We start from the raw sequence: 23,482 nt of genomic DNA on the forward strand, positions 1-23,482 counted from the left end.
AGAGTGAATATTTTTTTTCCCTTTACTTTCTCAAATCAAGTTCGTCAATCAAGTTCTTAGCACCACCAAGCACATCAATACACCATAACACATAGCGCACATCAACACATATCGTACGTTTAAACTGCTTATCAAAAGCGATATCACCGCTCATTGCTTCCCAGTTACCATCAAATGCCAAACCGATCAACTCACCTTTACCATTAATAACAGGCGAACCAGAGTTACCACCGGTGATGTCATTATTAGTAATAAAGCCAACCGTTAAAGTTCCATCATTACCGTACTGACCAAAGTTCTTTTTGTTATAATTCTCGATCAGGTTAGCTGGCAAATCAAACTCACTGTCGCCAGGAATATATTTCTGCATTACCCCATCAATAGTGGTAGTAGTTTTATAAACAATACCATCCTTTGGAGAATAATCCTGCACATTACCATAACTCAAGCGCATTGTTGAATTCGCATCAGGATACATTAATTTCCCTGCATTTTTCTCTAGAATTGCTTTAAGATATAAGTTATCCAATTCCTCTTTTTTACTTTCAAAATCAGCAACTACAGAACCGAAGTTAGTCTTCACATAATCAGGAAGATAAAGATTAACTGCATACTTATACCCTGGATCATTTTTAATCGCATCAAGAGAAGGGTTAGAAGCAATAAATGCTTTCAATTTCTCTGGCTTAATAAAATTACTATTCTCCCAAAGGTAGTCCGCATACTTTTGGAAAGTAGCTTCAGGATTTCCCGACCAATATTTCTCAGCAATTTCACTAAAGAACTTAGGCTGAGATTTTACAGGAACATCATTATAGAATGAAGCTAAAATCTGTGCAAAAATCTTTTTATCAGCAGTCTCATTATAAGTTTCCTGATAAGTATCGATAGCTTTAACAGCACCAGCTTTTACCTGAGCAGCAAAAGCATCATCACCTTTCTTTTGCGCTACCGCATTCCAGCCACGACCAATTGAAATGGCATTTGGAACCCATGCAGAAGCTAAGAAACCTTCATTAATGTAAGTACGTTGAATAGATATCGGATCAATGCTTTTATAAATCTGATCATATTGCTCCATTAAACCGGCAAACTCAGTTTTTTGAGCAGCCCATTCCGTAAATGCTTTTTCGTCTTTTCTTTTAGATTCAGCAACTTTTAAGCGTTTCAATTGCTCAGTCTGACCGATATAATACTTCCAATAATTTGCGATGTTAGCATATTTAGAAGACAATTTTAAGCGTGTTTCAATACTTTTATCCATCTCCGCTTTCCACGCTTTAAGGCGAATATCACGAAGTTTAACGATAGTAGGACTTACTTTTTCAGTAGCCAAATCAACTCCGTAAGAAGTTAAATATCTATCTGTACGACCAGGGTATCCATAAACAATTGAGAAATCACCATTCTTTACCCCTTTAATAGATACCGGTAAAAATTTCTTTGGTTTAAATGGAACATTTTCTGGTGAGTATTTTGCAGGAGCATTGTTTTTAGAAGAATAAACCCTAAACACAGAAAAATCTCCTGTCTGACGAGGCCATTCCCAGTTGTCAGTATCACCACCGTATTTACCAATATTTTGTGGCGGAGCACCTACTAAACGAACATCATCAAAACGCTCGTAAACAAAAAGGATGAACTGGTTAGACTTGTAAAAGTCCTTTACATTGGCCTCAATTGTAGGCCCTGTAACAGCTGCTTTTGAAATTGCACTAAATACTTCAAGCATTTTCGAAGACTTCTCTGCTCCCTTTAAACCTTTAGTAGCTTCATTTACCTGTGCAGTTACATCTTCCATTTTTTGAAGAAAACGAACAAACAATCCATCAATTGGCTTCTCTTCGCCATAGTTTTTAGCATAAAAACCATTATCAAGGATATTGTTTTGCGCAGTTGAATTTGATGCAATTGCATCATAACCACAATGGTGATTGGTAAAGATCAAACCCTTATCAGATACGATTTCTCCTGTACAGAAGCCACCGAAATGAACAATAGCATCCTTTAAGCTAGATCCGTTCGCATTATACAGGTCTTTGGCAGTCAATTTAAAGCCCTGCTTCTTCATTTGCTCATAGTTTTTACCTATCAGCATTGGGATCCACATCCCTTCATCTGCTTTTACAGTGTTTACAAAGGAAAACACCAATGCAAACAACAGCAGGTATACTGTTTTTTTCATGAAAAAATAATTAGTTAGTGATGCGGTAAAGTTAATCAATATCAGCACAAAACGACAACCCCAATCTATAAAGTGACAATCAGCGATTACAACTTAATTTCGAACAGATTAAGGCTCCCTCCTCTGTAGTGCAAAGGCAACTCCTCTTCAAATCCCATTACCGTAATCCCTTTATCCTCAAAACCACAGTTAAAATAGTAGTTATTCAGCTTGTCATTACCGGCGGTAGTATCCATTCTTACAAACTCCTTACCGGTTTCTTTTGCGTGCCCTTTAGCCCATTCTACAATTTGCTTAACAAAAGAACTACCCCTAAATGATGGATTGGTTGCTATACGATGAATATAAATTGAAGGATCAGCATCTTTTTCTTTCCAAATTAACGGATCACTATAAGTGATTACAAAAACACAGGCAATCACACCATCCACTATAATTTTGTACTGTCTCTGTTCTTCAATCTCTCTTTTAACAAGCGATCTTTCAAAGCCCTTCCAATAATTAATAGTTTGTTTCTTCTGATACTCGGTAGCATCATCATAGATCTTAAAAATAGAATCTAAATCGTTCTGGGTGCTGTGTAAAATAGTCATATGTGTACTCTTAAAATAATAAAACAAAATTGAACAATATAATTACACCAACACAGATACAATTTTATTAAATTCGACCAATACAGCCGTAACCTATGGAAATAAAGCAACAACCTAAATCAGAGCCTTACTTATACCTTCAAATAGCTGCCCGCATTGAGAAACAAATCATGAGCGAGGTTCTAAAAGCAGGCGACAAACTACCTTCTGTAAGAATGCTTTGCCGAGAACTTGGCCATAATATGAGTACAGTTACGCAAGCCTATTATGAGTTAGAAAGCCGATCATTGATTGAAACAAGGCCCAGATCTGGTTATTACGTTTCCGTTCCTCCTAAAAAACGTTTAGCTGTACCCGGAACAAGCAACCCCTCTGCCGAGGCTACGCTGCGTAATCAGGATGACCTGATTACTAGGGTTCATAAGGATAGCGAAAACCCTAATGTAACGCTGCTTTCATTAGGAGTGCCCGACAAAAGCCTCCTTCCTATTGCAAAGTTAAACAAGGGAATGTTGCAAGCCATGAGAACATTGGACGGTAGCGGAACTGCTTACGATCATGTGCAAGGGAACGATAAGCTAAGAAGAGAGATTGCTAAATGGTCGCTCTCCTGGGGTGGCGATCTTGACGATACAGATATCATAACTACCTCCGGTTGCATGAACGCCGTTGCTTACTGTTTACACGCATTAACCAAACCCGGCGACACGGTAGCTGTTGAAAGCCCCGCTTATTTTGGCATCCTTCAGCTTACCCAAACCATGGGGTTAAATGTTTTGGAACTCCCTACAAATGCAACCACAGGAATAGAACTTGAAGCTTTAAAAAAGGCTTTAACAATGAATAAAATCAAGGTATGTCTGTTGATTAGCAACTTTAACAACCCTTGCGGCGCTTCTATGCCTAATGAACATAAAAAAGAAGTAGTTAAATTACTGGAGCACTTTAATGTGCCCTTAATTGAAGATGATCTTTATGGCGATCTTTATTTTGGCAGCAACAGACCTACCACTTGCAAAACATACGATGAAAGTGGAATGGTGCTTTACTGCAATTCCATATCTAAAACACTAGCTCCGGGCTACAGAGTTGGCTGGGTTGCCCCTGGAAAGTTTAAAGATCAAGTATTGAGATTAAAACTGAGTCACTCTATTTCCTCTACCACAATCACTTCCGAAGTTGTTGCCGACTTTTTAAAGAATGGTCGCTACGAGAACCATTTAAGAAAAATACGCCAGATACTCCACAACAACAGTATGAAGTATAGCCGTGCTATTGCCAATTACTTCCCGGAAAGCACATGCGTAAGCAGACCAGAAGGCGGCTATTTTTTATGGGTTGAACTCGATAAAGACATCAATACGCTCGATTTATATGAACGTGCAATAAAACACAACATAAGTATTGCTCCCGGAAGAATGTTTAGCTTGAAACAACAGTTCGATAATTGCTTAAGATTAAGCTTTGGACTGCCATGGAGCGATGAGTTAGAAAAGAAAATTAAGCTACTAGGAATACTGATTAACAAGGGATAGCACTATGGAGAAATAGTCTGTCCCTCAAGCCAGGCCTTAAAACCACTAACCCGTTCCCTACTAATAATCGCTTCTACATCAACTGCCGGTTGCAATTGCAAAATAAACCGGCTATTATAATAGGTTGTAATTTTTTTAATCGCATCTATATGAATAATCAGTTTCCGGTTAATCCTAAAAAACAGATTCTTATCCAACATTTTCTCAATCTGATCTAAAGAATAATCCAAGGGAATCCTCTGATCCGTCATTGTGGTGGCCCAGATTAGCCCATCGGCAAAGTAAATATGTGCAATATCTTTCGCCTTAACATAAATAAGCTGATTGTTGATTTTCCCTATAAAACGCGTGTTTTCACGCTTTGAAAACTCTTCTGCAATTTTAGAAATATTAACCCCGGAGTTTGCCGGAAGCTTAAAATATTCATATTTCTCGATAGCTCGTTTAAGGTCTTTTATATCAATTGGCTTCATCAAATAGTCAACACTATAAACCTTAAATGCCTGCAAAGCAAAACTATCATACGCGGTAGTAAAAACGATAGGAATCTGAACATCCCTCCTTTCAAACAGCTCAAAACAATTACCATCCGACAGCTGAATGTCCATAAATATCAAATCAGCTTTATTAGCCTGATTGTCGAACCATTTAACTCCATCCTCAACAGATTCAATTATAGCCACCACATCAATTTGAGGCAAACACTTTTGCAGAAGCTGAATCAATCTTTCGGCATTATGCCTTTCGTCCTCAAATATTACAATCTTCATAATCAAATATTATAGTCCTCATAATTACGTATTATTGGTACACGCACTGTAAATGTATCTTTTGTTTCGGTTACTGTAATTCTTTTATCACTTGTTAACTCATACCTTTTGCTAATATTATCAAGGCCAACACCAATAGAATTCTGAATACTGGCACGTTTCCTTAAATCATTGGAAACAACCAGATAGTCGTCCTCATCCTTAATACAAATACGCAGAGGATCATTAGCCGAAAAACGGTTATGCTTTACTGCGTTCTCTACCAGCATTTGTAAGGTTGCCGGCGGCACCATTCCTGTACATTGTACCTCCTCGCTAATGTTTATATGGAACTCTATACTGCTCTGATGCCTTATTCTTATTAGAAAAGAGTAAGACTCTAAAAACTCCAGCTCCGTTTTAATGGTTACCAGATTATCAAATTTCTTATCCAGTATATACCTGTAGCTTTTAGCCAACTGAGTAATATACTCGGCCGACAAATCCGGACTTTTATACACTAAATTGGTAAGCACACTGAGTGAATTAAAGAAAAAATGAGGATCTATCTGACTTTTCAATACATCGTATTTGGCCTGTATATTCTCGCGCATTAGCCGCTCGGCATTCAACTGCGATTCTTTCCAGTTTTTATAATAAAGCACTACCCCATTGTAAGCAAGCAATAGCAGATAGAAAATGAAAGTACCAAAGTTTAAATCGTAGCTAAAAGCTACAAACTGATTCCAGGCTTCATATTTTTTAAATAAAACGATGTCAAATACCGAGTAACAAAGGCCAAACAAATAAGAGATCAGCAAACCATACAACAGCAAACTGATACACAGAAACAACAGCTTGGAAGAAACACTTTTATTAAAAACATTCCTTTCGATGTACTTTGAGAGCCACACTGCCCCCTCCCATGCAATCAATCCGAAAATAATGTACAATACACTAAAAGCCTGTCCTCTAAATAAGAACGAACCAATCTCGTGCGGAAACGTCAGGTCAAAAGATTTAAATATCAGACTAAAAGTATAAAGCACCAATATTCTTAAACCGTATTTGAAGTATTTGTTCTGAAAAATCTGTTCAGCCTTGGCAGGATTCATCCTTAACAGCATTATTATAAAACCAATTAACATAGCATTAGCAGTAATTATTCTCTTTAAACCATGTTAATGCACTCCTAATAGCTTTATCTATTGGAGTATATTTTACGAATAACTCCCTTTCAGATTTTTTGCCAGAATAGTAGTTGTATAAACACAGCATATAAGCCGAAGAATAAGTCAACTTACCAGATGTTTTGCTTAATACTCCAACCAATGTACCCATTATTCCTATCATTTTTAAAACCAATTGAGGGATACGAACCATCGTAGGATCTTGTCCTGCTACCCCATTTAACAACTCAAAAAACTCTTTATAGGTTAAATTCTCTCCGGCCAGCAAATAGCAATCGCCTATTTTGCCCCTTTCCAATGCATTTGCTATTCCAGTGCATACATCATTTATGTGTACAAAGTTTTTACCTCCCGGCGGATAAAAAACAAGCCTCTTATTTATGCCATGCAGTATGATTTTTCCGGAACTTGGCTTTACATCATATTGCCCAATCATAAAAGTCGGATTAACAATAATTGCCTGCAGATTCTTACGCTCAATCTGCTCCAGAACATACTGTTGAGCTATATATTTACTGTTGATATACCCTGAATTTACGTGAAGCAACGTAAAAGAATTTAACTCATTAGCAGGCTTAACCCTATTACCCGGGCCAATAGTATTGGCCGTACTAACATGGATCAGCTTTTTTACATTATGCTGCAAACAAGCATTTACCACATTTATAGTTCCCTGTACATTAATTAACTCATACTCCTTAAAAGTTACCGCCCATTGTTGTGTTATAGATGCCGTATGCACCACATAATCACATCCTTTTACAGCCATTAATACCTCCTGCGCGTCGCTGATATCGCCATGATAAATCTCGCAAGGAATATCTGCCACTACACTGGCATCAGCTGTGCTTCTCATCATGAGCTTCACCTCATAGCCGCGCCTAAACAATTCACGGGCAACGTTAGAACCTAAAAAACCATTGCCTCCCGTTATTAAAGCTCTCATTATTCTTTCGGATTTTTATTTAATTGCTATTTCCTTTTTTACCGCGCGGGATACTATTCTAAGCTTTGTTTCTAAGGGTAAAATTCCCATCAGCCTATGATTTATCTTATTCCAAAACCCCGGAATAATTATGGCCTTATTATGCTTTGTTTGTTTCAGCGCAATGCGAACAATTTCGGAGGTTGTTAACAATCCAATTCTTCCTTTTGCACCTTGCCCCATTATCCTTGTAGATACGCCTGAATTTGTCATTATTGGCCCAGGGTAAACCACGCTAACCGACAAATTGGTATCAAGCAATTCTTCTCTTAAACCCAACGAAAACGAAGAAATAAATGCCTTTGATGCAGGGTACACTGTTTTATAAGCTATCGGAGTAAAAGCAGCCATGCTTGAAACATTTAGGATATAGCTTTTTTGATGCTTTAGCAAATGAGGCAAAAGCATTTGAGTTATTGACACCATACTCCGGATGTTAACCTGCAAAATTCTATCCATTGCCTCTAAAGAGCTCTCCGTAATAGAAGCAGTACCACCAATGCCGGCATTGTTAATTAAAAAGTCGACCTCAAAATTTTCAATAATATGATTCAATTTTTCTATAAGCAAAATGCCATCGGTAATGTCAAATTCAAATACCCTAGCATCAATTTTATATTCAAGAGCAAGACTCTCAGCAATAGAAGCCATATTGCTCCCCGGCAGCGCAACCATAATAATATTCCTACCCATGGCCGCACATTGAACAGAAAACTCTTTTCCCAAACCTGAACTGGCCCCGGTTATCAATGTATATCTAGTGCTTTTCATCTTGTTTAAGATCAACAATGGCCATTAAACAATTAAGATTACCATACACACTTCTCTTTCTTAAACCCTGCACATTACAACTAAAACTCTTTATAAACTGTTTAATGTTTACGCAAGAGAACCTTTTCCCTAAATAATTACTGATAATCTGATACTCTTCTTCGCTAACCGTAGCTATTGTTTTCCGGGTAATATATTCCAACAATCGCATGTTGATTTCATCCAGTTCATCTGTTACCACATAATCGGCCAAATACCTTAGCAAGTTGCTAACCATCAACAGCTCTATCCAACTGATTTCTAAACCGTAGCACACAACCCTATTCTTATGAATTACTTTTTCTTCGCGAAGAGCGACGCCCGTATAAGCCTTTTCCAGACACTCTAAAAAATCGACCAACAGAGTTGAAACTTCTGTATCTTCCAACTCGTAATCAACAATTAGCATGGTTACTTTATGCACCGTTCTGTGCAATGAAATCAAATCAGAAGTATCGCCAAGTATCTTTACTCCAGCTCCATTATTAAAAAGACATCCTGTTAACATAAATCAGCTTATTACTTATCTGTACAAAGCTGTAGATATGCAGATTAAGAAAAGACAAATAACTGATGAAGCGTAGATATTTCGCCTTGAGTTGTACTTATTTACTACCGAGCCAAATTAAGCTATTGATGATTAGTTTATTCTGAATTTCATTATCAAATGTGAATGATAACTCTTTGTTATGTGGTGGATGCTCATAATCAATATCGTTATGCCCCATATTCACATAAATCATTTTATACTTTGTATTTGTCCACACTACCGGATAATATCCGCTATGCCAAATTTCGTAAGCTTTAGGCCCAGTTCCTAGCGGAAAACTACTGCTATCTATAGACAATAGTATTTTAATATCAGGGTTCTTAGTAAGATCATTTGACCATTTATACCACTCATTAGGAGCCGTCTTAAATGTTTGAGGCAAGTTCTTAGTGGCAGGGTGGTTTTTATCTTCTACCTTAAGAATGGCAGATGTTGGTCGCCACGTATTGCTACCATAAGCCCCAGAGCCAAGGAACTTATTATGGTACCAATCCCAATTTTCTGGAAAATCTGAAGGTGATAATGCAAAAGCAGAAAAGTGAAAGCCCATCCATGCGCCTCCATGTTTCATATAATTTTCGAAGGCTTCACGTTGTTCCGGCTTGTCTGGTCTGGTATCTAAAAAGAGTACAACCTGATACTTGGAAAGGAAATCTGCATTAAGATTATCCCAGTTACTGGTAGAATCATAGCTGAAATTATACTTTACGCCCATTTTTGGGAACCATTTATTGGCTTCATGAACATAGCTTATATGTGCCTGATCGTTTTTACCGGTATAAAATGCAATTACTTTAAATTTAGGACTACCACTCTGGGCATTTGAAAAAAGGAAAAGGAAGCAAAATATGCTGCATACAAACACGCTTTTTAATAAAGCCTGAGTACATAAAAAGGAATAGGTTCGGTTCACAATTTGGAGGCGTTTATTCTTAACTTTATTGAAAAGAATTGGCTTACAAATCCAAATTACTAAATTTAATTAGCATTAGCTATTGAGGCATTTATCACATTTATGAGTAGTTGAATTAAAACTTGTTTTTAGATGCTAATTGCTCTCTTCAATTTTCTCAAAAAATTGTTTTAGTTCATCAAAAAATATCAGTGTTTTAAGTCTTTCTTCAGTTTCAACCTGAACTGCAGCATGGCCTGCCCATCCACTATAAAGTTTGTCAAGCATCTCGTGGATTTCTTCAAAAGAATGCTCATCAAAGAATTCCTTTGTCGTCACTTGTAGTTTTTCTGATTCTCTAATTTCTAATGGCATGGCAATTCCTCCTTATATTTTTCGGACCTCGACTGTAACTTATTTGTTGTATAACGCAAAAAAAAGAGGAATGATATAACCAATTGTTATTTGATTGAAAATTAACTATTAGCCCAATGGTTCTGTTATTTAAAGGAAAAAATTTAAAGCATATGTAAACCATTGGGAGGAAAAACGAAGCTAATTGGGCTTAGGAGTCAGTCCACGTTTTTCTAGAGAAAAGGTGGACTGAGGGTGGATTCATCGTGCGCTGAATGTGGGATAACATCAGCGTTACCTTATCCCTCTATTAATTTCGTAACAGTTAAATTATTAATTACATCAACAGGCTAAAAACGACGAAGCGCCAGTTAATACCCTGACTTAATTGAATTAAATGATGTAAACAAAAAAGGCTCAAACATTTTTTAAGATGCTTGAGCCTTTTTATTTGGATATTAATCCTTGTTAGTTAAACAAATATCTAACTCCGATTTGTCCTTGCCATCTTGAATCGAAAGATTCAGTAGATGTATTTCCAGGAGTTGTTGGAGAGAAATTGAATCCTTTTGCTGATGAATTATATGAAATCAACTGATAAGCCTGGTTACTGTAGCTGTATTGACGACCCCATTTCTTATTTAATAAGTTGGTGAAGTTAAATACATCGAACGATAGTTGTAAACGGTTTTTAGTTGAACCGATCATAGTACCGATATCTTGCATTACACGTAAATCAACTTGGTGTTGCCAAGGCAAACGAGCACCGTTTCTTTTCGCATACTGACCTCTAATAGTTTTAAGGTAAGAATCGTTGTTGATGTAGGTATTTAATGCATCCCATTGCTCTTGTGGGGTATAGCTTTTAATAACAGCACCTTTTGCATCTTTAATATCAAGTTTCACCATATTGATATCGCTCATTGTTCTAGGAACAAACAATAAATCGTTACCAAAAGCTCCGTCACCATTTAAATCACCATTGTATAGGTAGGTGAAAGGAGTACCCGAAGTACCTGCATAGAATATAGAGAAAGTAGTACCACTTGCTTTTTGACGGCCATAGTTAACAGCGTATGATAAGCTACCTAAAATTCTATGACGAACATCTTGATTAGAATAAACCAGATCTGGGTTATTAGGATCGTTAACGATCTGAACAAACTCCCAGTTAGATTGAGCTGTACTGTTAGCACCAGAGTTTACATCTTTAGACTGACCGTAGTTATAAGCTACAGTAGCAAATAAACCATTAGTGAAGTTTTTCTTCAATTCGGCAGTTAAACTATAAGAATAACCTTTGCTTGTATTGTCTAAAAGATAAGCACCAGTATAAGTTGGATCTACTTTGTTAGCATAAGCTGGACGTAAATCTGCTCCGTTACTCAATGCAGAGCTAATTGTTGTACCTTTTGCTTTAACATTTAGATCTTTGTAAAGAACGTTATTTACAGTTTTAGAGTAAATACCTTCTAAAGTACCTACCATACCTGCAGGTAATTTAAAATCGGCTGCTAAGTTGGTACGGAATACCTGAGGCACTCTGAATCTAGGGCTCATTAAGTTAACCTGGTAAGTATTTCCAGCTGAGCCAACTGTAGACTGTTTGTTTGGATCAGGCTCAAAACCTGCATTGTTAGCTGCAGTTCCAGATAATGCAATAGATTTATAATCTAAACCAGTATTTCCATATTGGTTAGAGAACCATACAAATGGAGCACGACCGGTAAATAATCCACTACCACCACGTACTTGAATTGTTCTGTCACCAGTAGCATCCCAGTTAAATCCGATACGAGGAGAAACTAAGATTTGTCCACTTGGTAAGTTACTTGTTCCGTAACCTGGGAACGAAGCTGCAACGGCCGGGTTATTAGCTGGTTTATCAAAGAATAAAGGAACATCTAATCTTAAACCTGCAGTTAATCTGAAAGTAGGATCAACCTGAATTTCGTCCTGGAAATAAAACCCTAATTGAGCTGCTTTAAATGCTGCAGGCGGAAGAGTACCGGCAACTGAAGGATAAGTAACGTCGATATTTTTTGGTTTGTCGTTATAGAAATCATCAAGATTATCAAAACGGTAGCGACCTCTATAGTTGTTTACAAACAAGTTACTGAATTTGAAAAACTCATTGTGTGTACCTAACGTGAAAGTATGGTTACCCGCTAATAGTTTTAAGTTGTCAGTAAATTCGATAACATCCTGATCAAGTGAGTTTGCTGTAGAGCTTCTTTCTGAACCGAATTGAAGCGTGCTTCCAGCTTGTCCACCCCAGTTTTGAATTTCAACTTGTGGGAATAAAGAGCCATTTGTAGCACGTGAATCTCTGATTCTTGAATAACCTACAATAAGGTTGTTTGATAAGTTAGAGTTTATTTGAGATCTTAACTCTAATACACTGATGTTTTGACTGTTCTCGAATTTATATCCATTATTTCCTAAACGGAAGAAAGAAGGGCTTCTGCTAAGGTTATCATCCGATGCTTTAATATAGTTATGACGTAAAGTTAATTGGTTTTTGCTGTTGATATTCCAATCTAAACGTGCAAAAATCTTATCACTTTTAGTTTCCTGATCAATTTTATCAAAGCTACCAACATTGTAGCCATATGTTTTTTGAACAAAATCAGCTAATGCATTAGCATCAGATGAAGAAAGCATTGCATTTGCATCGCCAACATTAAATGATGTAGGAACTTTATCTCTTGTTTGCTCAGCATTCACAAAGAAGAATAGTTTGTTTTTAACAATTGGAGCACCTAAACGGAAACCGTATTGAGTTCTGTAAAAGTCGTTAGCTTTTTCTCCTGCAAAGTTTTTACCTACTAATTTTTGGTTTCTACCAAAAAAGTAAGCTGATCCTTCTACGTTATTTGTTCCTGAACGTGTAATAGCATTAATACCACCACCTGTAAAGTTACCATAGCTCACATCGTAAGGAGCTAAAACAACTTGAATCTCCTGAACTGCGTCAAGTGAAATAGGTTGAGTTTTTGCTAAACCACCTGGTGCCGGAGAACCTGCGATACCGAAGATGTCATTGTTCATAGCACCATCAATGTTGATGCTGTTGAAACGAGTACTTGATCCAGAGAAAGAGTTACCGTTTGCCTGAGGCGTTAAACGCGTAAAATCCTGTAAGCTACGGCTTAAAGTAGGTAGATTTTGGATTTGCTCTTTCGAAATGGTTGTTGCCGCACCAGTTCTCTTGCTGTTCATAGTTGCATCTTTTTTACCAGATACTACTACTTCTTCAAGACTTTTGCTGTCATCACTTAATACAACGTTTAATGTATAAGGATCACCTAACTTTAAATAAACATCAGATGCAGTTTCTTTTTGAAAGCCTACATAGTTTACTTCAATAGTGTATGGCCCCCCTGGTCTCATGTTTGCAATGCTAAATCTGCCGTCGTTGTTTGTAGAAACAGAATATACAGTACCTGTAGGAACATGTATAGCTTTAACACTTGCACCTGGCAAAGCTCCTTTAGAGTCTTTGACTGTACCCGTCATAGCAGATGTGGTTACTTGTGCATTTACTGCAGAAATAGACCCTAAAAATGCTAAAACGATTACTACCATCTTGAATAGTAAAGATTTCTTCATATTGTTTTGTTTTTTTATGAATAACACTAAAAATTAGTGATATCGGCAAATTTAAATATTAATTTAATGCTGACTTTATTTTTCATGTTAAATAATTATTAAATATGTCAGAATTTTTCAACATTTAACACAGGAATTAAATATATAACCAACAGTTTATCAGTCGATTGTTTTCCAGTTATAATTCAACTGACACTTCAACATTACCATCTCTTAATATTTCATTCGATTAAATCACTTGCTCAAAAATCTTTATGGAGGTATTAACGAACATTTTTTTTTATTTTTGGGCGTTTATTAAAGTTAAATTCCTTTATAATAAGATATGAACTACGATGTAATTGTAATAGGCAGCGGTCCCGGTGGATACGTAGCTGCAATCAGAGCTTCTCAGTTAGGTTTGAAAACTGCAGTTGTAGAGCGCGAATCCTTAGGTGGGATATGCCTTAACTGGGGCTGTATACCTACCAAAGCATTACTAAAAAGTGCACAGGTTTTTGAATACATTAACCATGCTTCGGAATACGGTATTAAAACCGCTGAAGCTGAGGCTGACTTTGCAGCAGTTATTAAACGTAGCCGTGGTGTTGCTGATGGTATGAGCAAAGGGGTTCAGTTCTTAATGAAAAAGAACAAAATCGATGTAATAATGGGTTCGGGTAAAGTAAAACCTGGAAACAAAGTTGAAGTTAAAGCAGCTGATGGCTCTCAAAAAGAATATACAGCTACAAGTATAATATTAGCTACCGGCGGAAGATCAAGAGAACTTCCTAACTTAAAACAAGACGGTAAAAAAGTAATCGGATACAGACAAGCAATGGTATTACCTGAACAACCAAAATCTATGGTTGTTGTTGGTTCTGGCGCTATAGGTGTTGAGTTTGCTTATTTCTACGCTACTTTAGGCACTAAAGTTACTGTTGTTGAGTTTATGGACAACGTTGTTCCTGTTGAGGATGAAGACGTATCTAAACAACTATTGCGTAGCTTCAAGAAAGCAGGTATCGAAATCATGACTTCTTCGAGCGTTGAGTCTGTTGACACTAGCGGTGCTGGTTGTAAAGTACAGGTCAAAACTGCTGCCGGCATGCAAACTCTTGAGTGCGATATCGTACTTTCTGCTGCTGGTGTTGTTGCTAACATCGAAAACTTAGGTTTAGAAGAAACTGGAATCAAAACTGAAAAAGGTAAAGTAGTTGTTGATGAGTTTTACAATACTACTGTAAAAGGTGTTTATGCTATCGGCGATATCGTTGGTGGACAAGCATTAGCTCACGTTGCTTCTGCAGAAGGTATTATTTGTGTTGAAAAGATTGCTGGTCATAAACCAGAGCCTTTAGATTACAATAACATCCCAGGTTGTACTTATTGCAGTCCTGAAATTGCTTCAGTAGGTTATACTGAAAAAGCTGCTAAAGCTGCCGGATATGAGTTGAAAATTGGAAAATTCCCATTCTCTGCTTCAGGTAAAGCTAGTGCAGCTGGTGCTAAGGATGGTTTTGTTAAATTAATCTTCGATGCTAAATACGGCGAATTATTAGGTGCTCACATGATTGGTGCTAACGTTACTGAAATGATTGCTGAGATTGTTGTTGCCCGTAAATTGGAAACAACTGGTCTTGAAATGATTAAATCGGTACACCCTCACCCTACTATGAGTGAAGCGATTATGGAAGCTGCTGCTGATGCATATGGTGAAGTGATTCACTTGTAACAAGCAAAATAATATTTTGAAAAGGGCCGCACAATGCGGCCTTTTTCATTAATTTTAAAATATGAATTTACATACAATCAATACCGGTTTATTTAAACTCGATGGTGGCGCCATGTTTGGCGTAGTTCCTAAATCCATCTGGCAACGTAGTAATCCGGCGGATGCAAATAACATGTGCACCTGGGCTATGAGGTGTTTGTTAATTGAAGACGGTGATAGATTAATATTAATAGATAACGGAATTGGCGACAAACAGGATCAGAAGTTTTTAGGTCATTATTATTTGCATGGTGATGACACTTTAGATAAATCATTAGCTGCAAAAGGCTTTTCAAGAGATGACATAACTGATGTCTTTTTAACTCACCTGCACTTTGATCATTGTGGTGGTTCTATAACTCGCATTGGCGATAAACTTAGGCCAGCATTTAAAAATGCCTTCTACTGGAGTAATCAAAAACACTGGGATTGGGCTGTAAATCCAAATGAAAGAGAAAAAGCCTCCTTTTTAAAAGAGAATATTTTACCGATTCAGGATAGTGGGCAACTTAGGTTTATTGAAGACACTGACGGCGTTCAATTTCATGACGGTATTAGCATCCGCTTTGCGTATGGACATACTGACGCCATGATGTTGCCTCAAATCCAATATAAAGACAAAACGATTGTCTACATGGCAGATCTTTTACCTTCTGTAGGACATATTCCTTTGCCTTATGTTATGGCATACGACATGTTTCCTTTGCAAACTTTAAAAGAAAAGAGATCGTTTTTACAGGAGGCAACCGACAATGGATACATCCTTTATCTCGAACATGATGCCGTTAATGAATGTTGTACTTTACAGCATACAGAAAAAGGAATAAGACTAGACCAAACTTTTGATTTAAAAAGTATTACCGCTCTGTAGATAGAAAAACTGCTACATAAACAAAGTAAGAATAATCGCTTGGTTTTGTTTAGTTTTTTATAAATTGGATTATTAAAACAATCTACTGTAAAACCAAATTAAAAAAGATTATGGGCAAATTTGAAATCACAACAAGAAAGAATGGAGAATTCCAATTCAATTTAAAGGCAGGAAACGGCCAGGTAATTTTAACTAGTGAAGGTTATTCGAGCAAAAGCGGATGTACCAATGGGATAGAGTCTGTTAAGAAAAACTCTCAGGATGACAGTAAGTATGACAAAAAAACGTCTACAAACGGCAAACCATACTTTAATTTGAAAGCGACTAACGGACAAATTATTGGCAATAGTGAAATGTATGAAAGTGTTGCCAGCAGAGACAATGGTATTGAATCTGTTAAAAAGAATGCTCCAGAGGCAGAGATTTCAGATTTAAGCTAAATAATACTCATAAGTAATTTTTTAGAGCCTGCATCATTCATATTGATCAGGCTCATTTTCTATACACCTGAATACCTTCGAAACTCCAATATATCTCCGGGCTGACAATTCAAAACACTGCATATAGCCTCCAAAGTTTCCAACCTTACTGCCTTTGCCTTTCCGGTTTTCAATATGGAAAGATTAGACATTGTTACTCCTACTTTCGTACTAAGTTCGGTTAACGACATCTTTCTTTTTGCTAACATCACATCTAAATTTATAATTATAGGCATAATATAATTTTATAATAAGTCACCAATTATGAATTAATGTTCTCTATTTTCCCCAATTTTGAGATTGTTTACACATGTTTATTTTCCTGACATGAGCAAGACAAACTTTTATTTCGGCAAAAGTTAATCTATATTATTATTAATTTACAAAGAATAAACATTGTAAATCAATAATAGTATTATGTTTTACAATATAACGATATTAATACTGACAAAAGTATTTTGGAATAATTTTTGCTGCTAAATTATTGTATAATTAATACGTGTAAAGTGTAACGTTTTCAGTAATTTATGTTTTCTAATTGCCTTAAAATTCTTACTTTTGCACGTTCAAACACATAAAGAGTACCAAAGCATATAAATGAGACAACTCAAAATCACGCAATCGATTACCAATCGCGAAAGTCAATCTCTAGACAAATACCTTCACGAAATTGGTAAAGTGGATTTAATTACCGCGGAAGAAGAAGTAATATTAGCAAGAAAAATACGTGAGGGCGATCAGGCAGCGTTAGAACGTCTAACTAAAACCAATTTGCGCTTCGTGGTTTCTGTAGCAAAACAATATCAGAACCAAGGTTTAACTTTAGGAGATTTAATTAACGAAGGGAACTTAGGGTTAATTAAGGCTGCTAAGCGTTTTGATGAAACAAAAGGTTTTAAGTTTATCTCGTATGCTGTTTGGTGGATTCGTCAATCTATTCTACAGGCAATCGCAGAACAGAGTCGTATTGTTCGTTTACCACTTAACCAGGTTGGATCTCTAAGCAAAATCAGTAAAGCATTTTCAAAATTAGAACAAGAATATGAGCGTGAGCCTTCTCCTGAAGAATTGGCAGATATTCTCGAAACAACTGTTGATAAAATTTCTGACACATTAAGTAATTCAGGAAGACACGTATCAATGGATGCTCCATTTGTTCAAGGTGAAGAAAACACATTATTAGATGTACTTGAAAACCACGAGCCAAATACTGACAGTAGTCTTATCAACGAATCTCTTTCAGAAGAGATCAAAAGGTCATTGTCTACTTTAACAGAAAGAGAACGTGAAATCATTGTCCTATTCTTCGGATTAAGCACAAACCACCCTCTATCTCTTGAAGAAATTGGTGAAAAATTCAATTTAACTCGCGAACGTGTGCGCCAGATTAAAGATAAAGCACTTCAGCGTTTACGTCACACCTCAAGAAGCAAGATTTTAAAATCTTACTTGGGATAAGCTTAAAAGCATAAGAAATATATAAAGTAAAAAAGATTGGGCGAGTGCCCGATCTTTTTTACTTTTATGGCATTCTAACCAAATTTCATAACATGCTAAATAAGTACCAATCTGAATTCCAAAGCTGGATTGAAAAGGAAAAAAAGGCAATTCAATTAATCAATATAGTTGGGCAATTATGGTTCGACAAATCAATTGAACTGGTTCTATTTAGAAAGCCCTTATTTGATGTAAGTAGCAGCGAAATACTTTCCTATCATCAGTACGCCAAGGAAGTAAGTGGTAAAGACATCAGCATTTATGAAACATTAGAATTAGCTACTACAATAGCAAACAGCAACCTCGCTCCTTCTCGCATTGATATGGGAAGATTAGCCAGCGAATGGCTTGACGACAACAACACTCCTATTCAGGACTTTATAATCAATAAGCTAAGCAAACACATAGGCAAAGACAAAATTACCCTAATACCTAAAGATGTTGTGCTCTTTGGTTTTGGCCGTATTGGTCGTATTGCGGCCCGAGAATTAGTTTTACAGGCCGGTAAAGGAGAACAACTACGATTACGTGCAATTGTAACCAGAAGCAATGGCGATGAAGAACTTATAAAAAGAGCGGAGTTGTTACGCACAGATTCTGTTCAAGGCCCTTTTAACGGCACTATCACAGAAGATTTTGAAAACCATGCGCTAATTATTAATGGGCAAACCATCTATTTTATTGAAGCGGAACAGCCAGAAGATATTGATTATACAGCATATGGCATTCAAGATGCCTTACTAATAGACAATACAGGAATATTTCGGGAGAGAGAAGGCTTAAGCAAGCATTTACAGGCAAAAGGAATAACCAAGGTGCTATTAACTGCTCCAGCCAAAGGTGATGTCCTAAACATAGTAACCGGTGTAAATGATGTAGGCATTGACTTTAACAATGAGAGTATCCTTTCTAATGCATCTTGCACCACAAATGCTATAGTTCCGGTATTGAAATTAATTGATGATGCCTTTGGTGTTGAAAAAGGACATATAGAAACTATACACTCTTATACAAACGACCAAAACCTTCTGGATAATTACCACAAGAAATACCGAAGAGGACGTGCCGCAGCATTAAACATGGTTATCACAGAAACAGGCGCAGATAGAGCAATCGCCAAAGTGCTCCCTCATTTAGGCGGCAAATTGACAGGAAACGCAGTTCGCGTTCCTACACCAAATGTATCTTTGGCCATATTAAACTTGTCGCTTAATAAAGTATCATCCAAAGAAGAGATTAGCGAAATACTAAAGCAAGCATCTCTTTTTGGCGATCTATCCGAACAAATCGAATATTCAATCTCCAATGAACTGGTAAGTACAGACCTAATTGGCAATAGTCATTCAGCGATTATAGATGGGCCAGCCACAATAATGGCTAAGGACAATAAATCGGTAGTTATATATGTATGGTACGACAATGAATATGGCTATACCAGACAAGTTATTCGCCTCGCCAAAAAAGTTTCAGGCGTAGTAAGGTTAACCTATTACTAAAAATCTATATCAATAAGACTACTTAAGGGAATATGAATTCCATTTTTCAATTGAAGGTAAGTATCTGTAACTGACCAAACTGTAGTATTAACCGTTTTTGGCCCTTCTGTAGTGTTAAATGTAATATCTGCTTTTGATTTAAATTCATTTCCCAATCGTTGTGCAGAGTTTAATTTATCCCTTAATTCTTCTGTGTGATTCTGATCGGCTGAAACGATTTTACTAATATCTATTGACTCTTTTTCTATTAATTCCCCTAACATAGTAATATGACTTATTCTTACTTAAATATGCATTTATTCTATTTAAATAACAATAGACCACGAAAAGAGTTATAAAAGAATCACATATTCGATCAGTTTTATTACAAAGTCATGATATGTTCTATATCTTTACCTATAGAACTAAATCAACAAAATGAGATTGTACCTTTTAATATCACTTGGCTTTATATTAAGCTGTAGTTCTGTAAAAAAAACAGATGCACAAATTGGCAATCAACTACTTAAGGATGTAGAGGTATTATCTTCTGATGCTTATGAAGGAAGAAAAACAGGAACCAAAGGGGCTGAAATGGCGCGCACCTATATTGAGTCTCGCTTTAAAGAAATCGGTTTAAAAACTTTACCTTCTCTTGCGAACTATGAAATGCCTTTTGCTTTTAAAGACAACAAAGGAGCTGCAATACAAGGCAAAAACCTAATTGCTTACGTTGAAGGAAAAACTGAAAATGCGATAGTTATATCTGCCCATTACGACCACATTGGAATCATTAATAATGAAATTTATAATGGAGCTGACGACAATGCTTCGGGAATAGCTACTTTGCTAAAAATTGCAGCTTACTATGCAAAGAACAAACCAGATCATACCTTAATTTTTGCAGCCTTTGATGCGGAAGAGATGGGACTAAGAGGAGCACAAGCTTTTGTAGCAAAATCCCCTATCTCTATTGACAGAATCAAGCTAAACATTAACATGGACATGGTTAGTCACAATAACAAAGGAGAGCTTTATGCTTGTGGCACATTCAAATATCCTCAATTAAAGCCATATGTTTTCAGTGAGAATACTAAAATAAAGATCCGCTTAGGTCATGATGACCCTAAATTAGGAAGCGATGACTGGACGAATCAAAGTGACCATTCAGCCTTTAACAAAAAAGACATTCCTTTTATTTATTTTGGAGTGGAGGATCACAAAGATTACCATAAAGCTACAGATGAATTTAAAAACATCAATGCTCCCTTTTTTATTAATGCCAGCGATGTCATTCTTGAAATAACGAAAAGATTAGACAACAAGCTCTACTTAAAGGCTATAATAAAGGAAAAGAAAACAATTGATTAATCAGTTATTTTCTATTCTCAATCATCCCCACAAATTCACCACCTGATCTGTTTCCGATTGCTTGTGAACGCGTTGAGATAGATCTATTTGCAGTTACAGATACTTTTGCCTGACCAGTAACAGCAACACCAGGGGCCAAAAGATTAATAGCCGTAGCAGTACAATCATCTTTAGCATTACCGAAGTCGTACATCTTATCATCTGCGGCAAACTCATAACCTTTCACATTAGGAATCATTCCGTTATAATAACCGCCTTCATCCTTTGAGTTTCTAGTTTCAAACATTGAGAAATAAACATCATATTTATTCTCTAATGTTATAGGAAAAAACCCAATTGGTTTACCATAAGTGGTTTCTCCAACCAATTTTACAGTAATTATCGGCTTAAGACTATTTATTACCAACTCACTAGCAGAAGCTGTGTTTCTGGACACAATAAACACCACATTTTTTATTCCACTTAAATTGCCCTTCTTTTGAAATGTAGTTGTATTACCACTTATAGTATAATCGTCGTCAAAAAGCGTCCCTATAACCTGACCTCCAGTACTAACAAGTGGTTGATTCTTTAAGATAGTAGCTTTTTTATTCTGCATAGTTGAATTATAATGTTCAGTAAACATTACCCCTGAAGTTCCTGAAGGTGCTATAAGGTTCACCATATGCTCTGCAGTACTAATATAACCACCACCATTATATCGTAAATCGACAATTAAGTCTGTAACCCCTTTAGTAGCAAAATCATTAAAAGCAGTAGTTAACACACTCTCCGAATTCTCTTTATTTGAGAATCTTGCATAAGCTAAATACCCTATTTTTTTATTGCCGGCCGTAAAAACAGTAGTTTTATATATAGGATTACTCTTATAAATAGCTTTATTAAGTGTTTTAGTAAAACTTACACTTCCTCTTTTTCCTACTAGAGTTACCGATCCTTCTTTTGCACTTTCAATGCTACCTATTTCAGCATCAAAATTAGCTCCATAAGTTCTTCCGTTAACTTCAGTAATTTCATCACCTCTTACAATCCCAGCAACAGCAGCCGGAGAATTTGGATAAACAGCAGTAACAAAGATCGAGTAATCAGATTCCGAGGCAGTTTCAGGTATATCAAAATATCCAAACCTCAACCCCACATCATTCCCATTTCCATCCAGATCAACCGACAAAGTGGTATTTGGAATACTTGCAGTAGGATTCTTATCTGCCTGATCAAAAATATACGAGTACTTAGGGTACGGTTTATCGGTCAAATAATCCTGAGATTTTGAAGCTTTAACTATGTTAAACAAGTTGTTCTCGTACTTAACAAAATTCGTTGCACTGCCAGCACTATATTGTCTAGGCTCAAACGCATCATAAGTAGGCAACTTTGTATTCCAAAAATAAATTTCCTTAGCATACAGGAATAAAGAATCATTGGTTAAATCTGTCCTGTCAGTTGTTGGAGTTTGTTTAGTATTTTCCTTAACTTCAGGCTCTGGATTAGGCTCCGGATTATTTTTATTCTTTTTACATGCACTAAATAAAACGCTAATTACCAACACAGAACCAATTACATATCTTTTTAAGAGGCTATTTTTCATCAATATAGTTTTAGGCACCCACACCAGGTCCGGAGGTATAAACGGAATTAAGTTAACAATAGTTTATCAACATTCAAATATTCTATCCCTGCATTTGCTGCGCATTCTTCATCTGACTTCACTTTACCTACCAACAGGAGATCTTCCTTTTTTAGGTTATGCTTTTCCAAAATCTCCTGAATCCCATCAGTTGCAGGTTTAAGGGCTGTCTCTGCCGCGAAATAAACAGTAAGGTAGTTTTCCAATCCATGCCATTCCATCTGCTTAATCTTATTAAGCTGCATAATAGGATCTCCATTTGTAAATATAAATATCTGCTTACGTTCAACAGTTATCTTCTGTAAAAAATTTAACATTTCATTATACATCAAGAGTTTTAGTGGCAAGCGTGCACTCAAAAAAAGTAAATCAAAATTCACTTTATACTTTAATGGGATGTTAAACTGTTCGGCAGTTTTTTCAAAAATACCCTCACTACCACCTGAAGTATAAGTATGCTGCATGCTTTTAATGATCTCCTCAGCACTTATTTGTTCCGCATACTCTATAAACTGAGCAAACAAATAGTAAACCTGCAATAAATAGTCCTTTTGTGGATACAGAACGTCATCGATCTCAAAAACGAATGCTTTCTTATCTTCTATATATTGTTCAAATACCATTAAATACTTGTTAAATGGATAATTTGATCGTTTTCGGGTATTAACACCTGAATATTAAATTCCTCAAAAAGCACTTTAGATTTTGTGATATCGGCTATCTCAAATTCATGTAGAGGCAAAACTGCATCTACACCTTCATTTAGACAATGATTTAGCAAATTATGAGCTATAATCTCATCATTTCTCTCACCTAGAGAAATGAAATAATATCTTGCCGAAGGAATAGAAGGCATATCGCCATAATCAGCCAGTACAATGTTATCTTCGGCAAAAGTTTTAACCAGTTTTAGCGACTGAGCAGACTTCCCCCCTGTTATTAGTATTTTCAAAA

At 36.4% G+C, this 23,482-nt stretch carries 22 protein-coding genes; 7 read left to right on the forward strand and 15 right to left on the reverse strand.

Annotation, left to right across the window (positions count from 1 at the left end):
* Nucleotides 1-22: 22 nt before the first annotated feature.
* Together J1905_RS01125 and J1905_RS01130 are read right to left on the reverse strand one after the other, a co-directional pair.
* Nucleotides 23-2,185 (reverse strand): S46 family peptidase, encoded by a 2,163-nt coding sequence (locus J1905_RS01125; protein WP_214225302.1) that lies wholly within the window; start codon nucleotides 2,183-2,185, stop codon nucleotides 23-25.
* A gap of 86 nt (nucleotides 2,186-2,271) precedes the next feature.
* On the reverse strand, nucleotides 2,272-2,778 hold the full coding sequence (locus tag J1905_RS01130) for a GNAT family N-acetyltransferase (RefSeq protein WP_214225304.1): 507 nt from the start codon (nucleotides 2,776-2,778) through the stop codon (nucleotides 2,272-2,274).
* A gap of 95 nt (nucleotides 2,779-2,873) precedes the next feature.
* Here J1905_RS01130 and J1905_RS01135 point away from each other — a divergent pair, with 95 nt between their 5' ends.
* Nucleotides 2,874-4,313: an aminotransferase-like domain-containing protein gene (locus J1905_RS01135; RefSeq protein WP_214225305.1), complete on the forward strand. Its 1,440-nt coding sequence runs from the start codon at nucleotides 2,874-2,876 to the stop codon at nucleotides 4,311-4,313.
* Between the two features lie 2 nt (nucleotides 4,314-4,315).
* Here J1905_RS01135 and J1905_RS01140 read toward each other — a convergent pair whose 3' ends face one another.
* From J1905_RS01140 to J1905_RS01175, 8 genes are all read right to left on the reverse strand, one after another.
* Nucleotides 4,316-5,083 (reverse strand): LytR/AlgR family response regulator transcription factor, encoded by a 768-nt coding sequence (locus tag J1905_RS01140; RefSeq protein ID WP_214225306.1) that lies wholly within the window; start codon nucleotides 5,081-5,083, stop codon nucleotides 4,316-4,318.
* 2 nt (nucleotides 5,084-5,085) lie between these two features.
* A complete protein-coding gene (locus J1905_RS01145; protein WP_250317955.1) occupies nucleotides 5,086-6,177 on the reverse strand; it encodes a sensor histidine kinase in 1,092 nt (363 codons plus the stop codon).
* A 37-nt stretch (nucleotides 6,178-6,214) separates the two neighbouring features.
* Nucleotides 6,215-7,198, reverse strand: coding sequence for an NAD-dependent epimerase/dehydratase family protein (locus J1905_RS01150; RefSeq protein WP_214225310.1), 984 nt, complete (start codon nucleotides 7,196-7,198; stop codon nucleotides 6,215-6,217).
* 15 nt (nucleotides 7,199-7,213) lie between these two features.
* Nucleotides 7,214-8,008, reverse strand: a complete 795-nt coding sequence (locus J1905_RS01155; RefSeq protein ID WP_214225311.1) for an SDR family NAD(P)-dependent oxidoreductase — start codon at nucleotides 8,006-8,008, stop codon at nucleotides 7,214-7,216.
* Nucleotides 7,995-8,555, reverse strand: coding sequence for a DUF6904 family protein (locus J1905_RS01160; protein ID WP_214225312.1), 561 nt, complete (start codon nucleotides 8,553-8,555; stop codon nucleotides 7,995-7,997). The genes J1905_RS01155 and J1905_RS01160 overlap by 14 nt, the downstream gene beginning before the upstream one ends.
* A 97-nt stretch (nucleotides 8,556-8,652) precedes the next feature.
* The gene (locus J1905_RS01165) at nucleotides 8,653-9,510 is read right to left on the reverse strand and encodes a ThuA domain-containing protein (protein WP_214225314.1); all 858 of its coding nucleotides are present in this window, start codon (nucleotides 9,508-9,510) and stop codon (nucleotides 8,653-8,655) included.
* A 135-nt stretch (nucleotides 9,511-9,645) separates the two neighbouring features.
* Complete coding sequence (locus J1905_RS01170; protein ID WP_214225315.1) at nucleotides 9,646-9,864, reverse strand: hypothetical protein; 219 nt, start codon at nucleotides 9,862-9,864, stop codon at nucleotides 9,646-9,648.
* 447 nt (nucleotides 9,865-10,311) lie between these two features.
* Complete coding sequence (locus J1905_RS01175; RefSeq protein ID WP_214225317.1) at nucleotides 10,312-13,455, reverse strand: TonB-dependent receptor; 3,144 nt, start codon at nucleotides 13,453-13,455, stop codon at nucleotides 10,312-10,314.
* Between the two features lie 325 nt (nucleotides 13,456-13,780).
* On the opposite strand from J1905_RS01175, the gene lpdA reads away from it, so the two are divergent.
* The 3 genes from lpdA to J1905_RS01190 all read left to right on the forward strand — a co-directional run bounded on the left by lpdA (nucleotide 13,781) and on the right by J1905_RS01190 (nucleotide 16,519).
* A complete protein-coding gene (gene lpdA, locus J1905_RS01180) occupies nucleotides 13,781-15,169 on the forward strand; it encodes a dihydrolipoyl dehydrogenase (RefSeq protein ID WP_214225319.1) in 1,389 nt (462 codons plus the stop codon).
* Nucleotides 15,170-15,230: 61 nt separating this feature from the next.
* Nucleotides 15,231-16,079, forward strand: a complete 849-nt coding sequence (locus J1905_RS01185; RefSeq protein WP_214225321.1) for an MBL fold metallo-hydrolase — start codon at nucleotides 15,231-15,233, stop codon at nucleotides 16,077-16,079.
* Nucleotides 16,080-16,189: 110 nt separating this feature from the next.
* On the forward strand, nucleotides 16,190-16,519 hold the full coding sequence (locus tag J1905_RS01190) for a YegP family protein (protein ID WP_214225323.1): 330 nt from the start codon (nucleotides 16,190-16,192) through the stop codon (nucleotides 16,517-16,519).
* A gap of 59 nt (nucleotides 16,520-16,578) precedes the next feature.
* On the opposite strand, the gene J1905_RS01195 is transcribed toward J1905_RS01190, so the two are convergent.
* Nucleotides 16,579-16,794, reverse strand: a complete 216-nt coding sequence (locus tag J1905_RS01195; protein WP_214225324.1) for a helix-turn-helix domain-containing protein — start codon at nucleotides 16,792-16,794, stop codon at nucleotides 16,579-16,581.
* A gap of 361 nt (nucleotides 16,795-17,155) precedes the next feature.
* Between J1905_RS01195 and J1905_RS01200 the strand changes: the two genes are divergently transcribed.
* Together J1905_RS01200 and J1905_RS01205 are read left to right on the forward strand one after the other, a co-directional pair.
* Nucleotides 17,156-18,016: a sigma-70 family RNA polymerase sigma factor gene (locus J1905_RS01200; RefSeq protein ID WP_008242129.1), complete on the forward strand. Its 861-nt coding sequence runs from the start codon at nucleotides 17,156-17,158 to the stop codon at nucleotides 18,014-18,016.
* A 92-nt stretch (nucleotides 18,017-18,108) separates the two neighbouring features.
* A complete protein-coding gene (locus J1905_RS01205) occupies nucleotides 18,109-19,551 on the forward strand; it encodes a glyceraldehyde-3-phosphate dehydrogenase (RefSeq protein ID WP_214225328.1) in 1,443 nt (480 codons plus the stop codon).
* Here J1905_RS01205 and J1905_RS01210 read toward each other — a convergent pair.
* A complete protein-coding gene (locus J1905_RS01210) occupies nucleotides 19,548-19,814 on the reverse strand; it encodes a hypothetical protein (protein WP_173093476.1) in 267 nt (88 codons plus the stop codon). The genes J1905_RS01205 and J1905_RS01210 overlap by 4 nt on opposite strands.
* Before the next feature lie 154 nt (nucleotides 19,815-19,968).
* On the opposite strand from J1905_RS01210, the gene J1905_RS01215 reads away from it, so the two are divergent.
* On the forward strand, nucleotides 19,969-20,901 hold the full coding sequence (locus J1905_RS01215) for a M28 family peptidase (RefSeq protein ID WP_214225333.1): 933 nt from the start codon (nucleotides 19,969-19,971) through the stop codon (nucleotides 20,899-20,901).
* Nucleotides 20,902-20,905: 4 nt separating this feature from the next.
* On the opposite strand, the gene J1905_RS01220 is transcribed toward J1905_RS01215, so the two are convergent.
* The 3 genes from J1905_RS01220 to J1905_RS01230 are packed head-to-tail and all read right to left on the reverse strand — an operon-like array spanning nucleotide 20,906 to nucleotide 23,480.
* A complete protein-coding gene (locus J1905_RS01220) occupies nucleotides 20,906-22,489 on the reverse strand; it encodes a S41 family peptidase (RefSeq protein ID WP_214225335.1) in 1,584 nt (527 codons plus the stop codon).
* 47 nt (nucleotides 22,490-22,536) lie between these two features.
* Nucleotides 22,537-23,151 (reverse strand): HAD family hydrolase, encoded by a 615-nt coding sequence (locus tag J1905_RS01225; protein ID WP_214225337.1) that lies wholly within the window; start codon nucleotides 23,149-23,151, stop codon nucleotides 22,537-22,539.
* Nucleotides 23,151-23,480: an ATP-grasp domain-containing protein gene (locus J1905_RS01230; protein ID WP_214225344.1), complete on the reverse strand. Its 330-nt coding sequence runs from the start codon at nucleotides 23,478-23,480 to the stop codon at nucleotides 23,151-23,153. The genes J1905_RS01225 and J1905_RS01230 overlap by 1 nt, the downstream gene beginning before the upstream one ends.
* Nucleotides 23,481-23,482: the final 2 nt, after the last annotated feature.

The sequence above is a fragment of the Pedobacter sp. B4-66 genome, from assembly GCF_018492665.1.
Taxonomy (GTDB): domain Bacteria; phylum Bacteroidota; class Bacteroidia; order Sphingobacteriales; family Sphingobacteriaceae; genus Pedobacter.